Genomic DNA, 23,612 nt, shown 5'->3' with positions numbered 1-23,612 from the left:
GCGGCCCATTTACGCGATAGTGGGTCTTCAGAGTTCAATTCTTGCGCAATTGAGTCGTAGCTTTTGCCGTCGAGACCGTACCAAACACTTCGTGGGATTGTTTTCTGCTCGTTCATTTTTGCCCCTCAAATTGATTTGGCCAGTAGATACGGATTACTTTGCCGTCTTTTGGATGTAGTTGCAAATGTGGCAAGGCGGCATGGGGGTCAGTAGGGCTGTGATTCGCCATGTATACTTTTCTGGTTTCGATGTTGGAAACGGGTGTGTCGTCCCAGTGGTAGTATGACTCTTTCCCTTCGGGAGTTACAAAGTAGTCTTTGGCGGTCACGGAGTTAAATTCTTCGGCGTTTCTATAGCCTTCACCTACGTATTTCCCTCTAAATAGCTCCTCAGCCTCTCCTCTGCTGTTAACCGTTACATCTTTCGCCCCGCGATCAAGCTGATCGGAGGCTCTTTTAACTGAAGGGCTTGACCAAGTAACCTCCGGGGTTGGCGGCTCCTTAGTCTCAACTTTAGCTTTGTCGGCGGGATTTTTCGAATCAGGATTGCTCCCGGCCCCTGGACATCCATTCAACCCCAACGGATCCACCCACCCCGTAGGGTTAGGCACGTACTGGTAGTTATTCAACCCACCCGCAAGCTTGATCGGATCCGGCGTCAGATACCGCCCGGTCCCCGGATTGTAGTAGCGATGCCGGTTGTAGTGTAAGCCCGTCTCCGCATCGAAGTACTGCCCCTGAAATCGCAACGGGTTGTCGATTTCGGCAACATCGAGTGCAGCGAGATTGCCATAAGCGCGATACTTGGCAGACCACATGATCTCGCCGCTGTAGTCGGTGAGCTCCTGCGGTGTTCCCAGATGGTCGAGTTGGTAGTAAAACGGCGTCGCCTTCAGCGGGCCTTCGCCATCAAGCATCACCAGTGGACGGAAGCTACCCGGTTCATAAACGTAAGTGCGATAGCGGTTGTCAGCGCTTTCGGCGATCAGGCGTTCGCCTTGCCACAGGAATTCAGTGGTGCTGCCATCGACAGTTTTTTCGATGCGTCGGCCGAACGCGTCGTACTTGTAGGACGCGAGGCTGCCCCCCGGCAGACTGGCACCAATCAAACGGTGCTGGCAGTCATAACGGTATTCGGTGACGAGTTTCTGCCCGGTGCCGCGACGTTCGCGGGTCAGGTTGCCGTAGGCGTCGTAGTCGTAGTGGCGGTCGCCCTGCATCAGCAGGCGGTTACCTTTGACGTTGGCCAGGTTTGCGGTGGGTTGGTCACCTTGGCCCAGCAAGTTGCCCGCAGGGTCGTGGGCGAAGCTTTCCGGGGTGCTGCCACGGACGTTGATCAGGCGGTCGAGCGGGTCGTAGTGGTAGCTGCGATTGCCTTTGCGGCTGTCGTCGATGCCGGCGAGGTTGCCGTTGGCGTCGTAGGCGTAGCGGCGGTGGAACAGGTTGCGTTCCTGCTGGCTGACGGTGTGAGCCTGCAGCCGGCCTTGTTCGTCGTACTGGTACTGGCTGAGCAGCAGGCCTTGCTGGCGCTGAAGTTCCTGACCAGCGCTGAACTGGTGCGTGGTCAGGCGCGAGCCGTTGAGGTCGATGCTGTTCAGGCGGCCACCGGCTTGGTGGCGATAGTCGAGTTTGCTGCCATCGGGCAGGCGGCAGTGGCTCAGTTGGCCGAGCGAGTCGTACTCGTAACGTAGCGTGCCCCAGCCTTGATGTTCGGTGATCAAGCGATCTTGCAGGTCATATTCGTAGGCGAGGGGCCAGTTGCCATCGTCGACGTTGACCAAGCGGCCGAAGGCGTCGTAGCTGTAGTGGATTTCCTCGCTATCGGCTAGCGTCTTGACCAGCAACCGGCCAGCGGCATCGCGTTGATATTCGGTAATCAGTTCGCTGCCGTCGTCGCCGAATTCGGTTTTTTTCAGCAATTGGCCGTTGAGGTCGTACTCGTAGGCGGTGCGACGACCATCGAAACCGGTTTCCTGCTGGATCAGGCCATTGGCGGAGTAATCGAGGTGGTAGTGCTCGCCACGTTCGTTTTCGATCTCGGTCAGCAGCAGGCGAGAGTTGTCGTAGCGGTAGCGCAGTTGGCTGCCGTCCGGATTCAGGCGGCGGCTGACCAGGTGCAGGCCATCGGCGTATTCGTAGCGAGTGATGCGCCCCAGCTCATCGCGCTCGGCGGTGACTTTGCCATAGGCGTTGTAGGTAAATGCACGGGTCGCGCCACCGGGCAGGGTCACTTGTGCGAGGCGATTGGCGGCGTCCCATTGGTAGTGGGTGATCGCGCCGGTTTCTTCCTGACGGGTGATTTGCCGGCCCAAGGCGTCGTAACGGTATTTGCGTTGACCGCCGTCAGGTAGGCTTTCTTCCAGCAGTTGTCCGAGGTTGTTCCAGCCCAGTTGATGGCGGCTGCCATCGGGATGACGGATTTCCAGCAAGCGGCCTTGGCGGTCGTAGCTGTAGAGGGTGGCGTTGCCGTGCGGATCGATCTGCTGGGTTATGTCGCCCTGATTGTTGCGCTGATACTTCCACGTGACTTTGCCGCGATGGACATCGCTCACGAACCCATTGCTGTATTCGTACGTGACCGGTTCATCTTCCGGAGGAATGACCGCCGTCATCAAGCCGTCTTCGTCATACCGGTACTCGGTCACGGCGCCCAGCGGATCTTTTTCTGCGATCAGTTGGCCCTTGTCGTCGTAGGCCTTGAGGTGTTCCGCGCCATCGGGGTCTATTTTACTGATCAACCGCGCTTTATCGTCGTGGGTATAAACCTCTTCGCTGCCATCGGCGTTGGTAACCGTGACGCTACCTTTATCGTCCCAGACGTAGTGTGCTTCCATCTGCGAGAAACTCGCCCAGTGATGGACGCAACGCGCGAGCTTGCCTTCGTTCTCCCATTCCCAGAAGAAACTGGCACCACCCGCCAATTGCCGTTCGAGAATCACGTGCTGATCGTTGTAGCGATAGTGCTCGGCTTCACCGGCCGCGTTCTTCGCTTCAATCAGGCGATGCTGCGCGTCATAGCTGTACGTGACCAGCGTCTGGACGGTGTTCCAGGCATCTTCCAGCGTGTCCGCCGGTAGGAACTGCTGATAGTCGACGGCGACGATGTGCTTTCGGTCGTAGCGCAGGAGGAGGGCGCGGCCGGCACCGTTATCGAGGCGTTTGATTCGCCCGTGAATATCACGGGTGATGTGCAACCGGTTGCCATAGCTGTCGCTGATGGCGATGAGGGTTGCGCCTTTGCTGTTGTAACGGAAGTGGTAGAAGGAAGGGCGACTGCCTGCCTGTGCCAGAACCAGTTCCGAAGGATCGTCGCCGATAAAAATCGCTGCGCGCGACAGGCTGTTGGTGATAGCGGGGCGTTGCTGGCTCGGAAGTGGAAACGGCGTGGCACGGTTTTCGTGGTCGGTCCAGATGACTTCGTCACCGTTGATCTCGACACGGTGCGCCAGCGCATGGCTCCAGCCGTAACCCAGGCCACAATCGATTTCCACGGCGCTGGTTCGATACAGGCGCGTCCACTCAAAGGGCAGCAGGCCGTCGAGTTGACCATCGGTCAGCGTCAACAGCTCTTCACCGGTGACCATCGAAACGGGGCACTTGTCCGTGCAGGTTTTGGCGGCAGGTTCGGCACTTTTGTCGGCAGGTGTCGTGGCTTGCCTAGACGCGTCGTCGCCGGTCTTACCCTTGCCCAGTTTGGCGTTTTTCTTCCCGTCAAAACGCAGCTGAGCCAAACCATTCTTCATCTGGGCCGTCACACCACGCGCGGCAACGGCGGTGTATTTCGTGACGTATTCCATGAAGCCTTTGATGATCTTGAACACCGACTCCACAAAACCGGTCACGGCCTTGATGATAATTTCGCCGTACTTCTTCAACCGCGCGGCGAGGTAGATGACCCCCGTACCTTCCGCAGCGATGGTCAGCACGATCGAAATAACGATGTCGATGGCGATACCCACGACCGCCGCCGTGGTCATTTTCGCCACGTCGCCAGCCATCTTCATCGGTGGCAGCCCCGCCAGCCAGACAACGGCGCTGCGCACCATCAGGAACAGCGCGGCCTCGTCGCTGGCCAGCAACATGGCCTTTTTCATGACGTCGGGTGCTTGTTTGGCGAGGTCGATCAGTTTCTGGGTGCCAGCGCCCAGGTCTTTCGCAAACTTGCCTGGGTCTTGCAGGATATCGAGCACCAGGCTGATGCCGTCCCAGACTCCTTTGATCGCTTCCCAGCCGCCTTCAAGGATGCCGTTGCCGACCGCCATGGCAGTGCCGGAAGCCGACACGTTCGACCATTGCGGTTTGAAGCCCGCCCATTCCTTGCGCAGAAAACCTTCAAGGTCTGCAGTCAGGCCGCCATAGGAACTGAACAGCGTATCAATCTGCGCCGGTGTCACTTCATTGTGAACGCGGATCTTGTAGAACTTGCCCGGCACACCACCTGTCCAGGCTGCTTTGCCTTGGGCATCCAGCTTGACCTTGCTGACTGCGCCACCTTCCACCGCGACGATTTCAACTTCGATATCGCCCAGCGGAATGTCGTAGACCGATTCGAATTTGCTTTCGATCAGCAATGGGCCTTTGAGTGGGCACTGAGCGACGTTTGAGGAGAAATCGCCGTCAGTCATGCTGACGGATTTGCTGGAGTTGCCGACCTTGATCACTCGCTCCATGCCGAGCAAAGAAGGCAAGTCTGCAGCGCGACTGCCTTTATCGGCGACCTCTGCATACCAGGTTTTGGTTTGTTCCTGGTACAGCTTCAGACTGTCCTTGAACGTACTCAGTTGGTTATCAACGTAGGCAACGCGATCCATCAGCCTTGCTCCAGAATCAGGTGGTTTAACAGTGCTTCATTCAAGTTTTTCGGAGCATCGGGCCGACGCACGAAGCGTGCGATTTTCAGCTTCAGGTTGCTGTCGGGGTAAGCGGCGTAGATGTCTGGGCGTTCCTCTTCCAGCCATTGCATCAGGTTGCCGATCAAGGTCGACGGGTCTTGCTTGGCCAAGCCATCAAGCAACGTCTTTGGCACCTCCCACCAAGGCCAATCTTTCGCCACCGGCACCACGCGTGGCCCGATATCCAGCCGCTTGCCATTAATCAGATACCGATCAAACACCGGCAACACTTCACCCGCCGCCTCACCCAAGCCTTCCAGAATCGGATAGATATGCCGCCCATCCCAGAACCGGAAAAACACCTCGGTTCCATCGGGCATGCGCACTTGGGTCAGGCTGCGAAGGTGTTCGAAGACCACCTCCGGCGTGCTGGTTGAAACCGCCAGCCATCCCCAGTCTTGCGCGTCCGTTTCGGCAATCCACGACAGAAAACCCGAGTTGGGCTTCAGTTCGGTGAGGTAGGGCATCACCTGTTGCCAACTCGCGTAGGGTGTTCCGCCCCAGATCGGGGCGGCCTGGGTGGTGGGTTCGTTCTGATAAAGCGTCTTCAGCGCATCGGCATCGCTGGCGGCGCTAATGATCAGATACAGGTGTTCGCCCGTTTGCAGCGGGCTCTCGGATAACCAGGCTTGTGGTGAAATGCTTTCAGATGTCACAACTGTCGTCCTTGATGAGCGAATCTAAAAACTCATATCCGCTTCAATATTTTCTTCGTAAGTCGAGAGCAGCGTTTCAACGCTTTTGTTTCCGGAGTATTTCTCCTTCAACTGCTTCAGCTGCTGATCTGTTCCTTTGCAATATTTATTGATATTGCTGATGGCACGATCGAGACTCCCCGGGTCGGCAGGGTCCGGAGCAGGAATGTCGCCGCGCAGAGAGTCACAGTTGTCTCTACTTTTGATGTAGCGGGAGACGTCTGTCGGTACGGAGCTTTGACGTTCCGTTTCGCAAGATTGATAGGTTGGCTCTACGTCGTACCCGAGACTTAAATACAAATGACCATTCAAGCGTCCATTTTTTTTTGAGTAAAGATGAACGCCTTCTTGGCTTAAGCATGTGCTGATTATTGTTGCTTGTCCCTTGACTTCCAGCGCTGACACACCGTGTTCGCTTACATTTTTACCCACTACGGCTATACCGATAAAAGGCTCTTTGTATTGAATGTCGAGCCCGTAGATGTGCATGTCGGCTTCGTTGAGCAAATCGGTTACATCACCTGGTTGCCGTTTTCCTCCATTTGATTTTGTTGATTTGCAGCAAGCGACGGCTCCGTTGGCATCAGGGAACTGGACTGAAATGGCATCGTCACTTGAAATATTCTGAGTCGTATATAAATAAGCCTTTCCATCTGGATTGCTTTTAACGAATCCAAACCCGATATCCTGGGCAAGTGCTGACGTCGAAAAAATAGTTAAAATGACGAATAGAACTTGTTTAATGTCCATCTGTTGACCAGTGAGGTGGAGAGTTGATTGCGCTCGTTGTAGTGGTGTGACCAGGGGGCACTGTTTGCTATGGGTGTGGCGCTCACCATGAGGACCGCTTTTGGTACGTTGCTGCTGGTAGGCCACCTCTTAGATGTGGCCGTCGTCATAACGCAGAAACAAGGAGCGGCCAGCGCTGTTGTCGATATGCTGAAAAAAGGGTTGATACCGGCTGATGGGCGTCCGCTTGTTCAGTCCACTTTTCTTACATTAAGCACAAAAATACGGGTTATTTTGATTTTATGGTATTGGCCCGTAAGTTTTTTGTGTTGCGAATATTTGTGTAACTTTAAATGGTGCTAAGGTCTATATGTCCTTCTGCACTTATGCAGCCAATCCAACTAAGATCTTTTGGGAAGAAATAACTGTGTTGTGGGATTTCGGAGAAAATTAATAAGGCTCGCTCCAAGTCTTTGATTTCCACTTGATAGGCGCACTCTGTCAATGAGTCGCCAATAAAAAATATTTCGGGTGTGGCTAGTGATCGTATCTTTTCTGTGATTAGTTTAAATGCTTGGCTTTTTTCATGCTCGTTGAAATTTTTGCTATTGGGTAGTGAGTTCCAGTCGATCTTAGCGCCTGCGAATGGCAGTTTATTATTTATATATATAACAAAGTCGTCATGCGTACCCTGTTCTAGTTTTTTATAGGGGGTGTGATATGTGGAGAATTCTTTTTCTAGTTCTTCATCAAAGTAGCTCATTTTTTAAATGCCTTAATCAATTTCAATACGGTTTTTGGACTTGCGTTGAAAAGATAGTGGGGGGCAGGTTTTTTTCCTGACCAAACATTTATGTGTGCACCACTTCTTTCATCGTGTTCTATTCTGTAGCCCGTCTTGCCATCAGCTGTTTGCATCCCCACCATTTTTCCGGCATTTGTACCAAATTTACCAATAGTAGGTTTTTCTGCTTTGAATTCATTTCCTTCGAGCCATTCAAGTGATTTGTTGCGTGCTTGCTCAAAGGTCTTGAATGTTTGGGTTTCTCCAACTTCAGGTGGCTCTGTTTTTTGCGAAGGTTTCTTGGGACCTGATCCGTTTGCTTTTTCGCAGACCAACCCCAACGGATCCACCCACCCCGTAGGGTTAGGCACGTACTGGTAGTTGTTCAACCCACCCGCAAGCTTGATCGGATCCGGCGTCAGATACCGCCCGGTCCCCGGATTGTAGTAGCGATGCCGGTTGTAATGTAAGCCTGTCTCCGCATCGAAATACTGACCCTGAAAGCGCAACGGGTTGTCGATTTCGGCGACATCCAGTGCAGCGAGGTTGCCGTAGGCGCGGTACTTGGCTGACCACATGATCTCACCGCTGTAATCAATGAGCTCCTGCGGCGTACCCAGATGATCGAGTTGATAGTAAAACGGCGTCGCTTTCAGCGGACCTTCGCCGTCGAGCATCGCCAGCGGGCGGAAGCTGCCCGGTTCGTAGATGTACGTGCGATAGCGGTTGTCAGCGCTTTCGGCAACGAGGCGCTCGCCTTGCCAGAGGAATTCGGTGGTGCTGTCGTCGACGGTTTTTTCGATGCGACGACCGAAGGCGTCGTACTTGTAGCTCGCGACGCTACCGCCCGGCAGGCTGGCGCCGATCAAGCGGTGCTGGCAGTCGTAACGGTATTCGGTGACGAGTTTCTGTCCGGTGCCGCGACGTTCGCGAGTCAGGTTGCCGTAGGCGTCGTAGTCGTAATGGCGGTCGCCTTGCATGAGCAGGCGGTTGCCTTTGACGTTGGCCAGGTTTGCGGTGGGTTGGTCGCCTTGACCCAGCAAGTTGCCGGCCGGGTCATGGGCGAAGCTTTCCGGGGTGCTGCCACGGACGTTGATCAGGCGGTCGAGCGGGTCGTAGTGGTAGCTGCGATTGCCTTTGCGACTGTCGTCGATGCCAGCGAGGTTGCCGTTGGCGTCGTAGGCGTAGCGACGGTGGAACAGGTTTCTATCTTCTTGGCTGACGCTGTGTGCTTGCAGACGGCCTTGTTCGTCGTACTGATACTCACTGAGTAGCAGGCCTTGTTGGCGTTTTTGCTCGAGGCCGGCGTTGAACTGATGGGTGGTCAGGCGCGAGCCGTTGAGGTCGATGCTGCTTAGTTGGCCGCCGCGCTGATGTTGGTAATCGAGCTTGCTGCCGTCCGGGAGGCGGCAGTGGCTGAGTTGTCCAACGCTGTCGTACTCGTAGCGCAGGGTGCCCCAGCCTTGGTGTTCGGTGATCAGGCGATCTTGTAGATCGTATTCATACGCCAGTGGCCAGTTGCCGTCGTCGACGTTGACCAGACGGCCAAGGGCGTCATAGCTGTAATGGATCTCCTCGCCATCGGCCAGGGTTTTGACCAGTAAGCGGCCAGCAGCGTCGCGCTGATATTCAGTGACAAGTTCACTGCCATCCTCGCCGAATTCGGTTTTCTTCAGCAGTTGGCCGTTGAGGTCGTATTCATAAGCGGTGCGGCGCCCGTCGAAACCGGTTTCCTGCTGGATCAAGCCGTTGGCGTGGTAGTCGAGGTGGTAGTGTTCGCCACGCTCGTTTTCGATCTCGGTCAGCAGCAGGCGTGAATTGTCGTAGCGATAACGCAATTGGCTACCGTCCGGATTGATCCGGCGGCTGACCAGGTGCAGACCATCGGCGTACTCGTAGCGAGTCACGCGGCCTAGCTCATCGCGTTCGGCGGTGATACGACCATAAGGGTTGTAGGTGAACGCACGGGTGGCGCCACCGGGCAGGGTGACTTGCGTCAGGCGGCCGACAGCATCCCACTGGTAGTGGGTGATCGCACCGGTTTCTTCCTGACGAGTAATCTGTCGACCCAAGGCGTCGTAACGGTATTTGCGCTGACCGCCGTCGGGCAGGCGTTCTTCCAGCAGTTGGCCGAGGTTGTTCCAGCCCAGTTGATGGCGGCTGCCATCGGGATGACGGATTTCCAACAGGCGACCCTGACGGTCGTAGCTGTAGTCGGTTTCGTTTCCATGGGGGTCGGTTTGCTGGGTGATATCGCCCTGACGGTTGCGCTCGTACTTCCAGCGAGCTCTGCCGCGTTGCACATCGATGAGTTGGCCATCGTAGTAGTTGTAGCGAGTCGGTTCATCTTCCGGAGGGACAACCGCAATCAAACGTCCGCCGTCGTTGTATTGGTATTCGGTGACGGCGCCCAGCGCGTCTTTTTCAGCGATCAGGCGACCTTCGCCGTCATAGGCTCTTTGCGTTTGCGCTCCGTCGGGGGCGGTCTCGCTGATAAGTCGCGCATTTTCGTCATGCACGTAAACCTGCTCGCTGCCATCGGCGTTAAGCACGCTCACCGTGCCCTTGTCGTCCCACACATAGCACGCTTCCAGTTGCGAATAACTGGCCCAGTGGCGGACGCAGCGCGCCAATTTGCCTTCGCGTTCCCAATCCCAGTAGAAGCTGGCGCCACCCGCCAGTTGACGTTCGAGAATGACGTGCTGATCGTTGTAGCGATAGTGCTCGCGCTCGCCGGCAGCGTTGGTGGCACTGACGAGTTGATTGCGCTCGTTGTAGTGATAGGTGACCAGGGTTTGCACGGTTTGCCATGGATCCTGGCTCCCACCGCGATCATCGTACTCGGCACGTTGCTGCTGGTAGTCGACTGCCGAGATATGGCGGTCGTCATAACGCAGTAACAAAGCGCGACCAGCACCGTTGTCGATGCGCTGAATGCGCCCAACCAGGTCATAGCTGATGTGCAACTGGTTTTCGTAGGCATCACTGATGGTGTTCAGACGCCCGGCACGGAAATGGTAAAACCGCGTTTTCGGGCCGGCCTGAGTCAGGATCAGTTCACCTGGGGCGTCACCAAGAAAAATCGCCGCTTCGGCCAGGCTGTTGGTGATCGCTGGACGTTGTTCGGTCGGCATCGGGAAGCGGGTCTGACGGTTTTCATTGTCAGTCCACAGCACGCCTTCATCGTCCAGGTTCAGGCGATGGGACAGTGAATGGCTCCAGCCATAACCGAGACGACTGTCGATTTCGACCGCACTGCTGCGATAAAGACGCGTCCATTCCAGCGGCAAGAGGCCACCGAGTTCGCCATCGGTGAGCGTCAGTAACTCCTCACCGGTCACCATCGACACGGGTTCGCCATCCGTGCAGGTTTTGTTCGCACACTGTGCAGGCTGGTCGGCGGGGGTTTTCGATTGGTCGGGAGCGTTGTCGACAGGCTCTTTTTGTTCGATGCGCGTGGTGTTGTCTTTCTTTCCGCGTGCATGGATCTGCGCGTCGGTCTCCACCTTGCCGCCCGTAACCTTTGGCTTTTTCTTCGGCGCTGTTGCCGTGGTTGCGGGCTTGGGGGCGGCAATTTCGACGCTGGCTTTGCGTGCCTGATTGACTGCTGAATTGCCGTTGAGCAATAAAGGCTTCGCGGCTTCAGTGTGGGCCGGTGCGTTCTTCTTGCTGATTTTCATCAGCATGCCGGTGAAGTCTTCGATCAGCTTCAGCACCTTGCCGCTGTTTTGCGTGGCTTTAAGTGCCTTGGTGCCGACACGTACTGCCAAGCCGAGACCACCGGTCATTACAACGCCGACCAGAATGTTCAGCAGGACTTCGGTGGTCAGTTGAGACAGCACTTCCGTGCAGGTCTGCGGTGGCAGCATCTTGACCCACGCCATGATGGCGGCCACGTAGATCCACATCAATGGCTCATCGCTGGCGATCAGCAGGGCAGTGTGAATGGCTTCCTCCGAGGCGTCGTAAATGCGCTTGATTTCTTCCTCGGTGAAGAATTTCTTCAGCTTTTCATAATTCTCCCGAGGATGTGCAACCAGGTCGTAGAGGCTTTTGATATCGCCCCACAAACCCATGATCGCTTTCAAAAAGCCTTTCCACTCGGCTTCCAGGTCTTGCAGAACACGGCCAGCCATCGACGCGTTGTTATGTTCCTGCCACAACGGCAAAAAGTCGGTGGTCCACTGGGTTTGTAGCCAGCCGCTCAGATCGCCGATAACGCCCTGATAGGAATAGAACAGCGTGTCGATCTGCGCTGGGGTGGGGTTGGGGAAAAACGTGATTTTGTATTGTTGGTTCGGTGTGAGATTCGCAACTTCAAGAATCCCGCTAGGACCAATCGTCGCGGTGATCGCCTGACCTATTTCATTTTTACCGAACAGCTTGCCATCGGCCACAGGCGCCAATCGAACCGGTGTATTGCCGATAGGGACAAAGCGCGCAGACTCGAAACTGTGCACCAGTTTGAGCTTGCCATTGGCTGGGCAGTTTGCGTAAAGGTCGACTTGCTCTTTGCTGTCTTTGTCCTGAGTACCGACTTCGTCGCCGACCTGAAATTGTTGTTCCGCATCCAGGGCACCGCCATACCAGGCTTCGGCATGGCTGCGGTAGTCAGCAATACATTTCTTAAAATCACTGATGATGACCTGAGCATCTGGTTGTTTTGCTGTGAGGTTCCCAACAATGGAACCCATCAAAATGCTCATACGGTCACCTCATTTTCCAAGTAGGCCTTCAGCAGCCCTGTGTAGTTTTCTTCCGTGAGTGGGGTGCGTTTTACGAAGCGCGAAACTTTTTGCTGCAAGTTGGATTCTGGGACCGAGAAATACAGTTCGGCGTGATCCTCCTTCAGCCACTGCATCATGTTGCCGATCACGGTGGACGGATTTTTCGTCGTCAGGCCATCAAGCAACCCCTTGGGCACTTCCCACCAAGGCCAATCCTTCGCCTTCGGCACCACCCTTGGCCCAACCTCCAGCCGCTTGCCATTAATCAGATACCGATCAAACACCGGTAACACTTCACCCGCCGCCTCACCCAATCCCTCCAGAATCGGATAGATATGCCGCCCATCCCAGAACCGGAAAAACACCTCGGTTCCATCGGGCATGCGCACTTGGGTCAGGCTGCGAAGGTGTTCAAAGACCACCTCCGGCGTGCTGGTTGAAACCGCCAGCCAACCCCAGTCCTGCGCGTCGGTTTCAGCAATCCACGACAGAAAACCCGAGTTGGGCTTCAACTCGGTGAGGTAAGGCATTACTTGTTGCCAACTCGCGTAGGGTGTTCCGCCCCAGATCGGGGTGGCCTGGGTGGTGGGGTCATTCTGGTAAAGCGTCTTCAGCGCATCGGCATCACTGGCGGCACTGACGATCAGATACAGGTGTTCGCCCGTTTGCAGCGGCCGTTCAGCCAACCACGCCTGAGGAGTCAAAAGATCAGCTCGCACAAACACCTGCCTTGCATTTTTCACACTCTTCACAAAACGGCGCATTACGCTTCAGCGTATTGACCTGAGCCGGTGTCAGTACCGCCCCAGCCTTGTCCGCATCCGCCTGTTTCAACACACCCGGCATCAACGGCGCAGCCCCGGTCCCGCTGCCCGGACTGCCCCCGGAGTTCATGTTGATCACCGGCCCGCTCAGGGTCACGCCGCTGGCGTCGATCTTGATGAAGCTGCCGCCACCCTTGAGCGTCAGTTCGCTCCCGGCTTCGAGCACGACTTTCATGCCGCTGCTCAGGTGGATTTCTTGGCCGGCTTCGATGAATTGGCCGGTGCCGATCTTGATGTGCTGGTTCACGCCGACGGTCAGGTGGTCATTGGCGCGTGCTTCGACTTTGCGGTCGGCGTAAACCGTGTGGTGTTCTTCGGCTTTGAATTCGCTGTAGCTGTTTTGCTCGACGGTGTCGTGGCGTTCGTTGCCGACGCGCATTTTCTGGTCGTGCTCGACGTTTTCATCCCAGTCGCGCTGGGCGTGCAGGAAGATTTGTTCCTGGCCCTTTTTGTCTTCGATACGCAGTTCGTTGAAACCGCCGCCACCGGGTGAACTCAGGGTTTTGAAAGTGCTGCGGGTCTTGTTCGCCGGCAGCGGGTACGGGACGACGTTTTCCTTGTGGTACAGGCAGCCGCTGATCAGCGGTTGGTCGGGGTCGCCTTCGAGGAAGGTGACGAGCACTTCCATGCCGATCCGCGGGATGGCGATGCCGCCGTAGTGGGCGCCGGCCCAGGCGGAGGAGACGCGCAGCCAGCAACTGGTCTTGTCGTCGGCCTGGCCTTCGCGGTCCCAGTGGAATTGCACTTTGACGCGGCCGTACTCGTCGCAATGAATTTCTTCACCCTTGGGCCCGGTGACCACGGCGCTTTGGCTGCCGAGGATCCGTGGCTTGGGATGTTGCAGCGGCGGGCGATTCGGTACGTCCCACGGGGTGGCCTGGAAGCGGTTGCGGTAACCCTGATGGAAATCATCCTTCAGGTTGGTGGTGTGGCTGGTCACCGATTCTTCCAGCACTTGCGGCTGTTTGCCTTCGTGGAAGATTTCGGTCAGCAGCCACAGGTCGTTCCATTTGGCTTTCGGGTGTTGGGTCAGGGCCAGGAAGTGGCCGCTGACCAGCAACGGCTGATCACTTTTGCCTTCGGCGAGCTGGAAGTCGCTGCGGTGACGTTCGAGTGCGCGTTTGGCCAGGTGCTTGCCACGCTCGCGGTCGATGAAACGGCCGGGGTAGTCGTAGTCTTCGAGGTCGGGCAGGGCGTCGCCACGGTTTTCGCTTTCGAGGGTGATGCGCGGTTTTTCGAAGTCGTAGTCGCGGCGGGTGGTGCGGCTGGTGCGGGTTTCCAGGCGCAGATCGAAGCGCTTGATCACCGGGTCGTTGGCGACTATGCCGGAGTCTTGCTGATAGGCCACGGGCGCCAGTTTCGGGAACACCGTCTGGTCATCGCCGAACACCAGCTTGTGGGCCGTAGTGCTGTGCTGAAAGTGGTAGTGAATCCCTTCTTCCTCGCACAAGCGCTGGATGAATTGCAGGTCCGATTCATCGTACTGAACGCAGTAAATGCGCTCGGGGTAAATCGCCCCGACTTTGAATTCGTAGGCATTGCTTTGGATGCCGTGCTCTTCGAGGACCTTGCCGATGATTTTCGGCACGTTGAGGTTCTGGAAGATGCGTTGGTTGACGCGATGCGCCAGGTAGGACAGTTGCGGACGCAGGGTCACCGCGTAGCGGGTCAGGCGTTTGCCGGAATCACCCTGGGCGGCGCGGTAGATCTGGCCGTGGATGCCGCTGCCGTCAGGCGAGAGCTGCAAGAAGGCCGGTTTGTGCAGCAGGTTTTCGAGGTCCAGGGACGGCTGTTCACTGACCAGCTCCACCTCAAACACGAACGGTTGGCTGATCGCCTCCCGACCTTGCAAGGACAGCACCTGCAAATCGCTGGATAGGCCTTCGATGGTCAGGGCAAAGTGAGTCTGATTGGCCGGCGCGAACATCCCTTGTTCCTCGTGCAGTGCTGCGGCGTGCGCCAATGGCCGAAAAAGGCATCAGCCGACGCGAAAATTCTGGAAGAGCGAAAACAACATCGACCAGCAGAGCTGGCCGATGCTTGAGACGGTCGGCCTGATTTAGGCGACCGGCAGACGCCAGTCATCGGAACCCGAAGTACCGGATACTTCGTGGGTCCAGGTGATTTTGCGGTAGGTGAACTGCACTTCTTCCAGGTGCGTGAAGTGCGAGTTCGACGGGTCCTGGCAGTTGTGCATTTTGTTGTTGATGGCGACGATGATCGCGTCTTCCAGTTTGGTGGTGTAGTAGTGCTCTTGAGTACCTTGAGCCGAAGTGCGGTACCACTGGATAACGATTTCGCTCATGCGCTCGCCGGAAGTCAGGGCCGCTTGCAGCAGAGGCGAAGACTTGTCGTAGACCTTGGTGATCACGACAGGCTTGTGAACGCGCTGACCGGTAGGTTGGCCGGACTGCGGGTCACGCGGGATGATCACGTCGTGGCTGAAAGCCTGAACCATGACCTGGTCTTCGTGGCCTTCCTGGTAGGTGTTGCCAACCGAATCGGCGGTGAATGCGCCGGCGGTGATCAGACCTTGTTTTTCGCCAGTGACGGACATGTACGCTGGTGTAGCCATGGGTGTGCTCCTTGCTAAAAATTAAGGGTGCCCGGGAGGCGGTATCGCCCGGTGGGTGCCTGACTGTTATCAAGGTCCGTGCCAGAAACGTTAAAAGCTATATAAAACAGTGTGTTGAGACTGCTTTTCAAGTTCCGGAAAGATTTCTACAGAAGAACACTGAGGAATGTGCGCAAGAACTTGCACAGCACTGCGCAACTTCTTGCGCACTGGGCTGGAGAGCCCGCCCGGCAGGGTGATCAGGGTCCCAAAAAGGCCTTTTCCAACGATGAGTGCGCAACTTCTTGCGCATAAGGGCTATGCGCCATCCATCAACGACACCTGATAGCCGGTGCAACGAATCGACTGGCAGCAGGGTCCATAAAAACACTGCCATCGAGCATCCTGACAACCCTGAACCGGAGTGAGAGCGACATGAAAATCCTGATGGTTTTAACGTCCCACGATCAATTGGGTAACACGGGGAAGAAAACCGGCTTCTGGCTGGAAGAGTTCGCCGCACCGTATTTCGCCTTCAAGGACGCCGGTGCTCAGTTGACCCTGGCCTCGCCCAAGGGTGGACAGCCGCCGCTGGACCCCAAGAGCGATGAGCCGGATGCGCAAACCGCCGCCACCGATCGGTTCAATAAAGACGCGGCGGCTAAATCCGCATTGGCCTCTACCGCGCTGCTCAACAGTGTGAGAGCCGAGGATTACGATGCGGTTTTCTATCCGGGCGGCCATGGTCCGCTGTGGGATTTGGCTGAAGACAAGCAATCCATTGCGCTGATCGAAGCGTTTTACAAGGCGAATAAACCGGTCGCAGCGGTTTGCCATGCACCGGGTGTGCTGCGCCACGTCAAAGGCACGGACGGTCAGCCGCTGGTCAAGGGCAAGCGGGTCACGGGCTTCACCAACTCGGAGGAAGAGGCGGTGCAACTGACGAACGTCGTGCCGTTTCTGGTCGAAGACATGCTCAAGGAGAAGGGCGGGATTTATTCCAAGGGCGACGATTGGGCAAGCTATGTGCTGACTGACGGGTTGCTGATCACCGGTCAGAACCCGGCGTCGTCCGAGGCTGCGGCCGAGGCGTTGCTGGCAAAACTGCGCTAAACCCGATCCTGTAGCAGCTGGCGCAGCCTGCGTCCGGCTGCGTAGCAGTCGTAATCCGGTAACCACGGTTTATCTGAAAAACCGCACCAGCCGATTTACGACTGCTTCGCAGCAGGACGCAGGCTTCGCCAGCTGCTACAGGTTTCAGATGGCGTGGCCCAGCGTCGCATAGCATTCCTCAATCGAACGCCGTTGCGTTTCGGCATACAACCCCAACTCATCAATCGTCGCTCGCCCCAGCGCTTGTTCAAATGCTTGCTGATTCGAATGCACGCCATAGTGGGTTTGCGCTGCATCCCCGAGGTTCGACTGGAAAATCCCCGCTGCGCTCACGGGCAGAAAATCCTCATAGACCAAAGGTTCAGCCCGCAGGTAACCGCCGCTGAGCAACGCCTCCAGCGACAACGATTTCAGTTCTTCGGCCGCTTGGCCTTTTTCCGTCACAAAGTAGCGAAAGTACGCCAGTTGCTGTTGGCGCATGCCTTCGTAGGTGTCAGGGAATTCGCCAAAGTGCTGCGTCATTAGCGCGTTGTAGCGTGCGGCATTGGCCTCATTGGGGAAGTCTTTCAATTCATCTCGTGCCGCGTTGAGCAACCGGTCATACAGCGCCCGGCCTTTTGGCGTCAGCGCGGCACCCCGTTGTTCGATTTCACCGAAGCGGGCGCTGTGGCTGCCTTGGGTGGCGGTTTGATCGGTAAAGGCAACCGGTTCGTCCAGCGCCTTGAAACTGGTCTGGCGCAACAGAATCGGGCACTGGCGGCGAGGCGGGCCTTCGATCACCGCTTTGGGGGTGATGCCGTGGACCGGCATTTGCGCCTGGACGATGTCGATGTCCAGCGTGCGTGGCGTCAGGTGGTTGATGTGCGGGCCTTTGAAGGCCACGACGTCGGCGATCAGGCGGTGCTGGGCGCTGAGTTTTTGGTACTGCTCGGCGGTGACGGTCGCGCTGTGATGCCAGCGGAAGGTTTCCAGCGCCTGCTCGACGAAGTCCTGGGCTTCTTGCTCGGTGAGGCCGCCTGCGGTTTCAGCGCGCTCGATCAAGGTCAGCGCTGCCGGGGTAAAGATCTGGCGCTTGTCCAGCACCGACTGGGCGAAGGCGCGCAGTTCCAGGTCTTCGATCAGTTCAAGACGCAGCAACGAGGTGAACACGCGGAACGGACTGACTTGCAACGCTGCTTCGTGCACGGCGCGGAATGCGGTGGAATGCACTGGCACGCCCGCCGGGGTCAGGTCGTAATAGCCCACCGGTTGCATGCCCATGACCTTAAACAAACGGGCGAGGGTGGTCAGTTCGGTGGCGGTACCGACGCGGATTGCACCGTGGCGTTCCAGGTCCAGGCGCTCGATTTCGCCGGTGCTGATCAACTGGCGGGCGATCTGCGGGTCGCTGTCCAGCACGTACTGATTGGTCTGTTCCACCAGTTCCATCAGCGCGCCGTACAGCGGCACTTCCTCGCGGTACATGTCGGACATCGCTTTGGAGAAGCGTTGACGGATCAGGTCAGGGCTGACGAAGTGTGCTTGGCTCATGAAGAATTCCTGGCGCGGTGACGTAAAGGATGTGCGAAAAGATCGCAGCCTTCAGCGGCGCCGACAAACGAAGAATCTTACGAACTTCATTCTGCCAAGGACTGCTTGAACAACAGGACCTGTAGCCGCTGCCGAGCCTGCGAGGTTGCTTCCGGCGGCGGAGCCGTCGTAAACCCTGAAAACCCGGTTTAACTGAAAAACCGCAGAGCCTGATTCACGGCGACTTCGCCACCGGACGCAGCCTCGCGCAGCTCGACAGCTGCTACGGGGCTCGGTGGTGGTTATAAGTGGGAACGGCTTTCGGTGCGCAGCGATCCCAGGAACTCCCGGTACAGCCTTGCGGTATCCGCCGGTTGCTCAACCATCGGCATGTGGCCGAGGTGATCCCAGATATGCACTCGCAGATCGACGATGCCCTTGCTCCAGACGGACACGCTGCTGACGTCGATCAAACGGTCCTTGTGACCCCACAACAACAGCGCCGGGCACTTGATGTCCGCCAGTATCGGCTCCATCGGCGGGCTGGCGCGAAAGTCGTTGAAAATCTCCTCCAGCTCATCGCGGCTTTGCTCGTAGCGCTGGGCCACGGCGTCCAGTACTACGCCGGGCACCCACGGCGGTTCGGCCATGGTCATGGCGTAGAAGCGTCGAAACTCCTCGCGCGAGTGAATCAGAAACGGGTTGTGCCCCTTGGCCAGGTGCCGCTCCAGATCACTGGCTTCGGGCGCGGTGACCCCGGCCGGATCGATCAGCGCGACGGAGGCTATCCGCTCCGGGTACGTGGCTGCCAGCCACGCTGCGATGTAGCCGCCCATTGAGTTGCCAATCACATGCACCTTCTCGACCCCGCAGACGTCGAGCAACTGGATGATCCGCTTGGCCTGCAAGGGGATGTCGTAGCCGCCACCGGCCTTGAACCCGGTTTCGCCATGACCGGCAATGTCCGGAATGATTACCCGATAATTGCCGACAAAGTGCCGGGCAAAGCGCAGCCAGAGGTTTTTGTCGGCACTGTAGCCGTGCAGCATCAGCACGCTACTCGACGCCTCATACGGGCCGCCTTGCCAGGTCGAGACGGTCATCTCGTGGATCGGTACGACGATCTTGTGCAGCCGATACAGCTTGGCTTCAATCGCCATGTTCCAGTCATAGAGCCAATAACCGATGGCCGGGTAGCTCAACCAGCTCCAGGCCACGATAACTGCAATAACGACAACCAAAAGAAGCATCGGATGACTTCCTCTAACGTGATCAGGACAGGATGTGGTCGGCAGGTTTCAGCGCCCGGGTCAATCGGTGGTAGCTGAAACTAAACCCCGGAAACATGGCGATCACATGACCGCTCTTGCTTTGGTACCAGCTATGGCACCCCCCGGACTTCCACACCGTGCGCTCCATTTCGCGATGGATCATTTCAGTGTAGGTACGTTCCGCTTCGGGGCGTACTTCAATGCTGCGTAAACCTTGGGCTTTTAACGTGCGAATACAGTCGAGGATGTAATTCATCTGCGATTCGATGATGAACAGCGCCGAGGTGTGGCCAATGCCGGTGTTCGGGCCGGTGACGATAAACAGGTTCGGGAAGTCCGGCAGGCTGGTGCCCAGGTAGGCCCGCGGGTACTGCGCCCAGACGTCCTTGAGTTGCGTGCCGTGTTTGCCGGTGACCGGGTAGGAAATCACCCCGTCGGTGGCGTCGTAACCGGTGGACCAGACGATCAGATCGAGGTCGATGTGCTGGCCGTCCTGAGTGACGATGCCGGTTTCGTCGATGGCGGCGATGCCTTGTTCGCGACTGTGCAACGTCACATTAGGCCGGCTCAGCGCCGGGTAGTAGGTGCTGGAGACCAGCACCCGCTTGCAGCCGATGGTGAAGTCCGGTGTCAGCTTTTGGCGTAATGCGGGGTCTGGCACCTGCCGTTTGAGAAAGCGCAGGGCGTGTTGCTGGACCATGTGGATCGCCGGTTTCGAGTACTTGAAGGCGATCACCCGGGTTTCGAACTGCCAATAGATCATCCAGCGCAGGAGCTTGTAGGCCGGCTTCAGGCCCAGCAGCCAACGCTGGAAAGGGCCAAACGCACGGTCGGCCCGTGGCAGTACCCAGTGTGGTGTGCGCTGGAACACATGCAGGTGCTCGACGTCCGGGGCAATCGCCGGGATGACCTGGGCAGCGCTGGCACCACTGCCGACGACGGCCACGCGTTTTTTCCGGTAGTCGTAGGAATGGTTCCAGTTGTTGGTGTGGAAGGTCTTGCCCTGAAAGCGTTCCTGACCGGCGAAGTGAGGAATGACCGGCTGGCTCAACGGCCCTGTCGCGTTAATCAGAAACTGTGCGTAATACGTGCCTTTGGTGGCGGTGTGCACGGCCCAGCGTTTGTTGGCGTCATCCCATTCGATGCGTTCGACATTGGCTTGCAGTTCAACCCGCTCGCGCAGGCCGAAGCGTTCCACCACGTACTGGGTATAGCGGTGAAGCTCCGCTTGTTCGGCGAACATTTGCGTCCAGCGGTAGGGCGCAAAAGACAGCGAATACAGCGGCGAAGGTACGTCCACCGCTGCGCCGGGGTAGGTATTCTGGCACCAGGTGCCGCCGAAAAAATCCCGTCGTTCCAGCAAGCGAAAATCATCAATGCCGGCCTTGAGCAAATTGATCGCCGCGCACTGACCGCCAAAACCGCTGCCGATGATCAATACTTGAAAGGTCTGCATGGGCCTCCTTTTTTATCGTTGTTTATTGAACCCTTCTTTCATGTATAGCCAAACATTGAAGACTCGCCTCGCGGCAATACCACGGTATTCAGGCCGCTCGCCGGTGATGGCTATTTAACGTTGCCCTGATAGACTCCAATCGCACCTGTCACCCCGGTGTCATCAGGTTCCGTTCAGTGGTGCAGAGGCCCTTATGGAAAAAGCGGGAGGAAAAGGACTTTCATTGGCCAGGAGGCTTTATACATCGCGTACCCTGGGTTTGGCCCTGGGATTGTTGTGCGTGAGCGCGGCGATGTATCCCCTCGACCCGGCGCCGTGGGTGTGGGGTTTGATGGTGTTCAACGGGGTGTTCTGGCCGCACGTTGCCTATCAGTGGGCGCGGCGGGCCAAGGTTCCGTTTCACGCCGAGCACCGCAACATCCTGGTCGACGCCTTTCTCGGTGGTTTCTGGGTGGCGGCCATGCAATTCAATCCGCTGCCCAGTGTTGCAACGCTGTCGATGATGGCGATGAACAATGTCGCCATCGGTGGCTTGCGTTTTCTGCTGGTGGGCACCGTCGCGCAGATTCTCGGGATAGGCATTGGATGGCTGCTGTTTACGCCGGCGTTCATCCCGCCAACCAGTCCATTGCAGATGTTTGCCTGCATGCCGCTGCTGATCCTGTACCCCTTGGCGTTGGGCTGGATCTGCTTTCGCCAGGCCACCACCCTGGGCCGGCAAAAGCGCGAACTGCTGGCCCTGAGCCGCACCGACAGCCTGACCGGCCTGCTGAACCATGGCGCCTGGAAGGATCAACTGGAAATTGAATTCCAGCGTTGCCAACGCCAGCAGCAGGGCGGGGCGATTGCGCTGATCGACATCGACCATTTCAAGACCATCAATGACACCTACGGCCACGTCGCCGGGGATATTGTGTTGCGTCAGCTGAGCAAAATGCTCAAGCAGAACCTGCGTGCCACCGATGTGGCCGGGCGTTATGGGGGTGACGAGTTCTGCGTGCTACTGCCGGACTTGCCCCTGAACAGCGCCGCCGCGGCCATGGATGCCTTGCGTGATCGTTTCGCGACGCTGGGTTACGAGCAAAGCCCGGCGTTGAAAGTCAGCCTGAGCATCGGCCTGGCCGCCTTCAACCCGGCGCACGCCGATGCCACGTTGTGGCTCAACGACGCCGATCAGGCGCTGTACGAAGCCAAGACCACTGGCCGCAATCGGGTGATTTGCGCCGACGGCAAGCTGCATCGGGCGTTGTTTGATTCGGTGTGACTCTTTAGCAGCAACCCCTAAACCCCCTCACCACAGGGTTTTTGTGGGGGTTGAGCTGGCTCATTCAGTGGCGCACAACTTTCCAAGACGTTTCCTACAACGTACCCTGTTGCCGCGTTTCGGTATCGACCCCTATAGTTCGGGCTCGCGGAAAACTCCGCGAACGACCTTGGTCGGTCGGATACAGGAACGTCCAGCTACCCGACACCGTTCAGGCGATTAGCGCCTGAAACATCGTGTTATGGCGGCTGTGCGTGGGACACCTTCGGGTGTGCCGGTTCCTGTACCCGGTCGGCCAACCCGCGTACGGCTGCCACCTTCGTTTGGCCGCGAAACGGTGGTTGCTCCAATTACAGGAGTTACAACAATGCACGACCAAGTAATGCCGCGTTACCTCCCCATCGACACCTACGACGCCGAAAATCCGGTGCTCTTCGTCAATACCCACAAAGAACTCAGCGACCTCGCAGCCTGCGCGGCGCATCGCTTTACCGTGGTTCGTGATTTGGCGGACACCTTGTCCAGCCTTGGCCTCAAAGGCATTTCAGACTGTGATCTGACGCGTGTGACCGGGGCGGTGCATCTGCTGATGCGTGAAGGATGCGCGATTCTGGACGTGATCCGGGCGCGGGCGTTGCAGCGGGAGGAGGGGTTCAAGGCTGCAATCTAGCGGTGTTGCAACCGGCCCCTTCGCGGGCAAGTCGGATCGCCGCACCGCACGCTCCCACAGGGGAACGCGTATTAAATGTGGGAGCGTGGCTTGCCCGCGATGGCGTCAGCCCAAGCAATACAGCTAAACCATCACTCCTTCACACGCATAAACTCTTCCGCCCAGCGGATGTATTCCTCAGGCTGCGTGTAGGTGTGCGTCAGCTCCGTAGCGTTCAAATCCGAGGCCTGGGTAAAGATCTGCCGCTGTTCGCGCAAGCTGTCGTACGTCGCCTTGATCGCCGCAAAGTAAGCGCCATGTCCGTCAATCGTCACTCGCACGCCCAGTTCGGCCAGGCGCTTGTCATCGCGCAGCGCCGGGTTGCCGTAGGTGACCAGCATCAGCGGCACGCTCAGGTGCTCGGCGATTTTTTCCAGTTGGTCGAAGTCCTGCACACCGACCATGCAGATCCCGTCCGCTCCGGCGGCTTGGTACTGCTGGGTGCGGCTGATGATTTCCTGGACGGGCAGGATGCCGGCGTTGGTGCGGGCGATGATCGCCATTTCTGAATCGACGCGGGCTTCCAGCGCTGCACGGATCTTGCCGACGCCTTCCGCGACGCCGATCAGGTCGGTGGATTTACGGCCGAATTGTGCCGGCAGCAAGGTGTCTTCGATGGTCAGCGCGGCCACGCCGGCGCGTTCGAGTTCGACGATGGTGCGCATCACGTTGAGCGCGTTGCCGTAGCCATGGTCGGCGTCGGCGATGACCGGCAATTGCGCCACGCGGCCAATGCGGGTGGCCTGCTCGGCGAACTCGCTGAGGGTAATCAACGCAAAGTCGGGGGCGCCCAGCACCTGCAACGATGCGACCGAGCCGCCCAGAATCCCCACTTCAAAACCCAGGTCAGCCGCAATGCGGGCCGACATCGGGTCGAAGACCGAAGCCGTGTGATAGCAGGTGTTGGAAGCGAACAGTTTGCGGAAGTTACGGCGCAAATCTTGATGGGAAAGCCTGGACATACGAGTTCCACCACTGCAATTGGAATGGAAGGGCTTGAGCAAAAGTGTCAACGCCGAAGGAACAAAAGGCTATCACGCGGACGAACAGAAGATGATGACGAATTTACAAAGTTGTTGTCTGCAA

The 23,612-nt window shown here is 57.4% G+C and carries 15 protein-coding genes; 3 read left to right on the top strand and 12 right to left on the bottom strand.

What is annotated here, in order from left to right; genetic code table 11:
* Positions 1–112: 112 nt before the first annotated feature.
* From BMS17_RS02710 to BMS17_RS02675, 8 genes are all read right to left on the bottom strand, one after another.
* The gene (locus BMS17_RS02710) at positions 113–4,810 is read right to left on the bottom strand and encodes an RHS repeat-associated core domain-containing protein (RefSeq protein WP_256577129.1); all 4,698 of its coding nucleotides are present in this window, start codon (positions 4,808–4,810) and stop codon (positions 113–115) included.
* Positions 4,810–5,547: a DUF4123 domain-containing protein gene (locus BMS17_RS02705; RefSeq protein ID WP_077430367.1), complete on the bottom strand. Its 738-nt coding sequence runs from the start codon at positions 5,545–5,547 to the stop codon at positions 4,810–4,812. Before BMS17_RS02705 ends, BMS17_RS02710 begins: the two co-directional genes overlap by 1 nt.
* Before the next feature lie 24 nt (positions 5,548–5,571).
* Positions 5,572–6,336, bottom strand: a complete 765-nt coding sequence (locus tag BMS17_RS30535) for a hypothetical protein (RefSeq protein ID WP_077430366.1) — start codon at positions 6,334–6,336, stop codon at positions 5,572–5,574.
* 328 nt (positions 6,337–6,664) lie between these two features.
* Positions 6,665–7,078, bottom strand: a complete 414-nt coding sequence (locus tag BMS17_RS02695) for a hypothetical protein (protein WP_077430365.1) — start codon at positions 7,076–7,078, stop codon at positions 6,665–6,667.
* Positions 7,075–11,805 carry an RHS repeat-associated core domain-containing protein gene (locus BMS17_RS02690; protein WP_077430364.1) on the bottom strand — a complete coding sequence of 1,577 codons (4,731 nt, stop codon included), beginning with the start codon at positions 11,803–11,805 and terminating at the stop codon, positions 7,075–7,077. The genes BMS17_RS02695 and BMS17_RS02690 overlap by 4 nt, the downstream gene beginning before the upstream one ends.
* Positions 11,802–12,590, bottom strand: a complete 789-nt coding sequence (locus BMS17_RS02685; protein WP_371916695.1) for a DUF4123 domain-containing protein — start codon at positions 12,588–12,590, stop codon at positions 11,802–11,804. The genes BMS17_RS02690 and BMS17_RS02685 overlap by 4 nt, the downstream gene beginning before the upstream one ends.
* Positions 12,535–14,577: a type VI secretion system tip protein TssI/VgrG gene (gene tssI, locus BMS17_RS02680; RefSeq protein WP_077430362.1), complete on the bottom strand. Its 2,043-nt coding sequence runs from the start codon at positions 14,575–14,577 to the stop codon at positions 12,535–12,537. Before tssI ends, BMS17_RS02685 begins: the two co-directional genes overlap by 56 nt.
* Positions 14,578–14,709: 132 nt before the next feature.
* Positions 14,710–15,225: an Hcp family type VI secretion system effector gene (locus tag BMS17_RS02675; RefSeq protein ID WP_007948242.1), complete on the bottom strand. Its 516-nt coding sequence runs from the start codon at positions 15,223–15,225 to the stop codon at positions 14,710–14,712.
* 414 nt (positions 15,226–15,639) lie between these two features.
* On the opposite strand from BMS17_RS02675, the gene BMS17_RS02670 reads away from it, so the two are divergent.
* Positions 15,640–16,317 (top strand): type 1 glutamine amidotransferase domain-containing protein, encoded by a 678-nt coding sequence (locus BMS17_RS02670; RefSeq protein ID WP_046027811.1) that lies wholly within the window; start codon positions 15,640–15,642, stop codon positions 16,315–16,317.
* 144 nt (positions 16,318–16,461) lie between these two features.
* Here BMS17_RS02670 and BMS17_RS02665 read toward each other — a convergent pair whose 3' ends face one another.
* From BMS17_RS02665 to BMS17_RS02655, 3 genes are all read right to left on the bottom strand, one after another.
* A complete protein-coding gene (locus tag BMS17_RS02665) occupies positions 16,462–17,847 on the bottom strand; it encodes a VOC family protein (protein WP_046027809.1) in 1,386 nt (461 codons plus the stop codon).
* Positions 17,848–18,128: 281 nt separating this feature from the next.
* Entirely contained in the window at positions 18,129–19,076 is a 948-nt protein-coding gene (locus BMS17_RS02660; RefSeq protein ID WP_077430361.1) for an alpha/beta fold hydrolase, read from the bottom strand.
* 22 nt (positions 19,077–19,098) lie between these two features.
* Entirely contained in the window at positions 19,099–20,553 is a 1,455-nt protein-coding gene (locus BMS17_RS02655) for an NAD(P)/FAD-dependent oxidoreductase (RefSeq protein ID WP_046027805.1), read from the bottom strand.
* A gap of 193 nt (positions 20,554–20,746) precedes the next feature.
* Here BMS17_RS02655 and BMS17_RS02650 point away from each other — a divergent pair, with 193 nt between their 5' ends.
* Both BMS17_RS02650 and BMS17_RS02645 read left to right on the top strand, forming a co-directional pair.
* Positions 20,747–21,817, top strand: a complete 1,071-nt coding sequence (locus BMS17_RS02650; protein WP_046027803.1) for a diguanylate cyclase — start codon at positions 20,747–20,749, stop codon at positions 21,815–21,817.
* A gap of 367 nt (positions 21,818–22,184) precedes the next feature.
* Complete coding sequence (locus BMS17_RS02645) at positions 22,185–22,487, top strand: hypothetical protein (RefSeq protein ID WP_046027802.1); 303 nt, start codon at positions 22,185–22,187, stop codon at positions 22,485–22,487.
* Between the two features lie 131 nt (positions 22,488–22,618).
* Here the strand turns inward: BMS17_RS02645 and BMS17_RS02640 are convergent, their stop codons facing one another.
* Positions 22,619–23,488, bottom strand: a complete 870-nt coding sequence (locus tag BMS17_RS02640) for an oxaloacetate decarboxylase (protein WP_077430360.1) — start codon at positions 23,486–23,488, stop codon at positions 22,619–22,621.
* Positions 23,489–23,612: the final 124 nt, after the last annotated feature.

Origin of the sequence: Pseudomonas sp. C9 (assembly GCF_002000165.1) — a bacterium.
Taxonomy (GTDB): Bacteria; Pseudomonadota; Gammaproteobacteria; order Pseudomonadales; family Pseudomonadaceae; genus Aquipseudomonas.
This window is presented reverse-complemented; position numbering and strand designations above follow the sequence as displayed.

What these genes read in the sequence shown, in the direction of transcription:
- BMS17_RS02710 (WP_256577129.1), bottom strand. Translation starts at nt 4,810, where the DNA reads ATGGATCGCGTTGCCTACGTTGATAACCAACTGAGTACGTTCAAGGAC.
- BMS17_RS30535 (WP_077430366.1), bottom strand. Translation starts at nt 6,336, where the DNA reads ATGGACATTAAACAAGTTCTATTCGTCATTTTAACTATTTTTTCGACG.
- BMS17_RS02695 (WP_077430365.1), bottom strand. Translation starts at nt 7,078, where the DNA reads ATGAGCTACTTTGATGAAGAACTAGAAAAAGAATTCTCCACATATCAC.
- BMS17_RS02690 (WP_077430364.1), bottom strand. Translation starts at nt 11,805, where the DNA reads ATGAGCATTTTGATGGGTTCCATTGTTGGGAACCTCACAGCAAAACAA.
- BMS17_RS02685 (WP_371916695.1), bottom strand. Translation starts at nt 12,590, where the DNA reads ATGCGCCGTTTTGTGAAGAGTGTGAAAAATGCAAGGCAGGTGTTTGTG.
- tssI (WP_077430362.1), bottom strand. Translation starts at nt 14,577, where the DNA reads ATGTTCGCGCCGGCCAATCAGACTCACTTTGCCCTGACCATCGAAGGC.
- BMS17_RS02675 (WP_007948242.1), bottom strand. Translation starts at nt 15,225, where the DNA reads ATGGCTACACCAGCGTACATGTCCGTCACTGGCGAAAAACAAGGTCTG.
- BMS17_RS02670 (WP_046027811.1), top strand. Translation starts at nt 15,640, where the DNA reads ATGAAAATCCTGATGGTTTTAACGTCCCACGATCAATTGGGTAACACG.
- BMS17_RS02665 (WP_046027809.1), bottom strand. Translation starts at nt 17,847, where the DNA reads ATGAGCCAAGCACACTTCGTCAGCCCTGACCTGATCCGTCAACGCTTC.
- BMS17_RS02660 (WP_077430361.1), bottom strand. Translation starts at nt 19,076, where the DNA reads ATGCTTCTTTTGGTTGTCGTTATTGCAGTTATCGTGGCCTGGAGCTGG.
- BMS17_RS02655 (WP_046027805.1), bottom strand. Translation starts at nt 20,553, where the DNA reads ATGCAGACCTTTCAAGTATTGATCATCGGCAGCGGTTTTGGCGGTCAG.
- BMS17_RS02650 (WP_046027803.1), top strand. Translation starts at nt 20,747, where the DNA reads ATGGAAAAAGCGGGAGGAAAAGGACTTTCATTGGCCAGGAGGCTTTAT.
- BMS17_RS02645 (WP_046027802.1), top strand. Translation starts at nt 22,185, where the DNA reads ATGCACGACCAAGTAATGCCGCGTTACCTCCCCATCGACACCTACGAC.
- BMS17_RS02640 (WP_077430360.1), bottom strand. Translation starts at nt 23,488, where the DNA reads ATGTCCAGGCTTTCCCATCAAGATTTGCGCCGTAACTTCCGCAAACTG.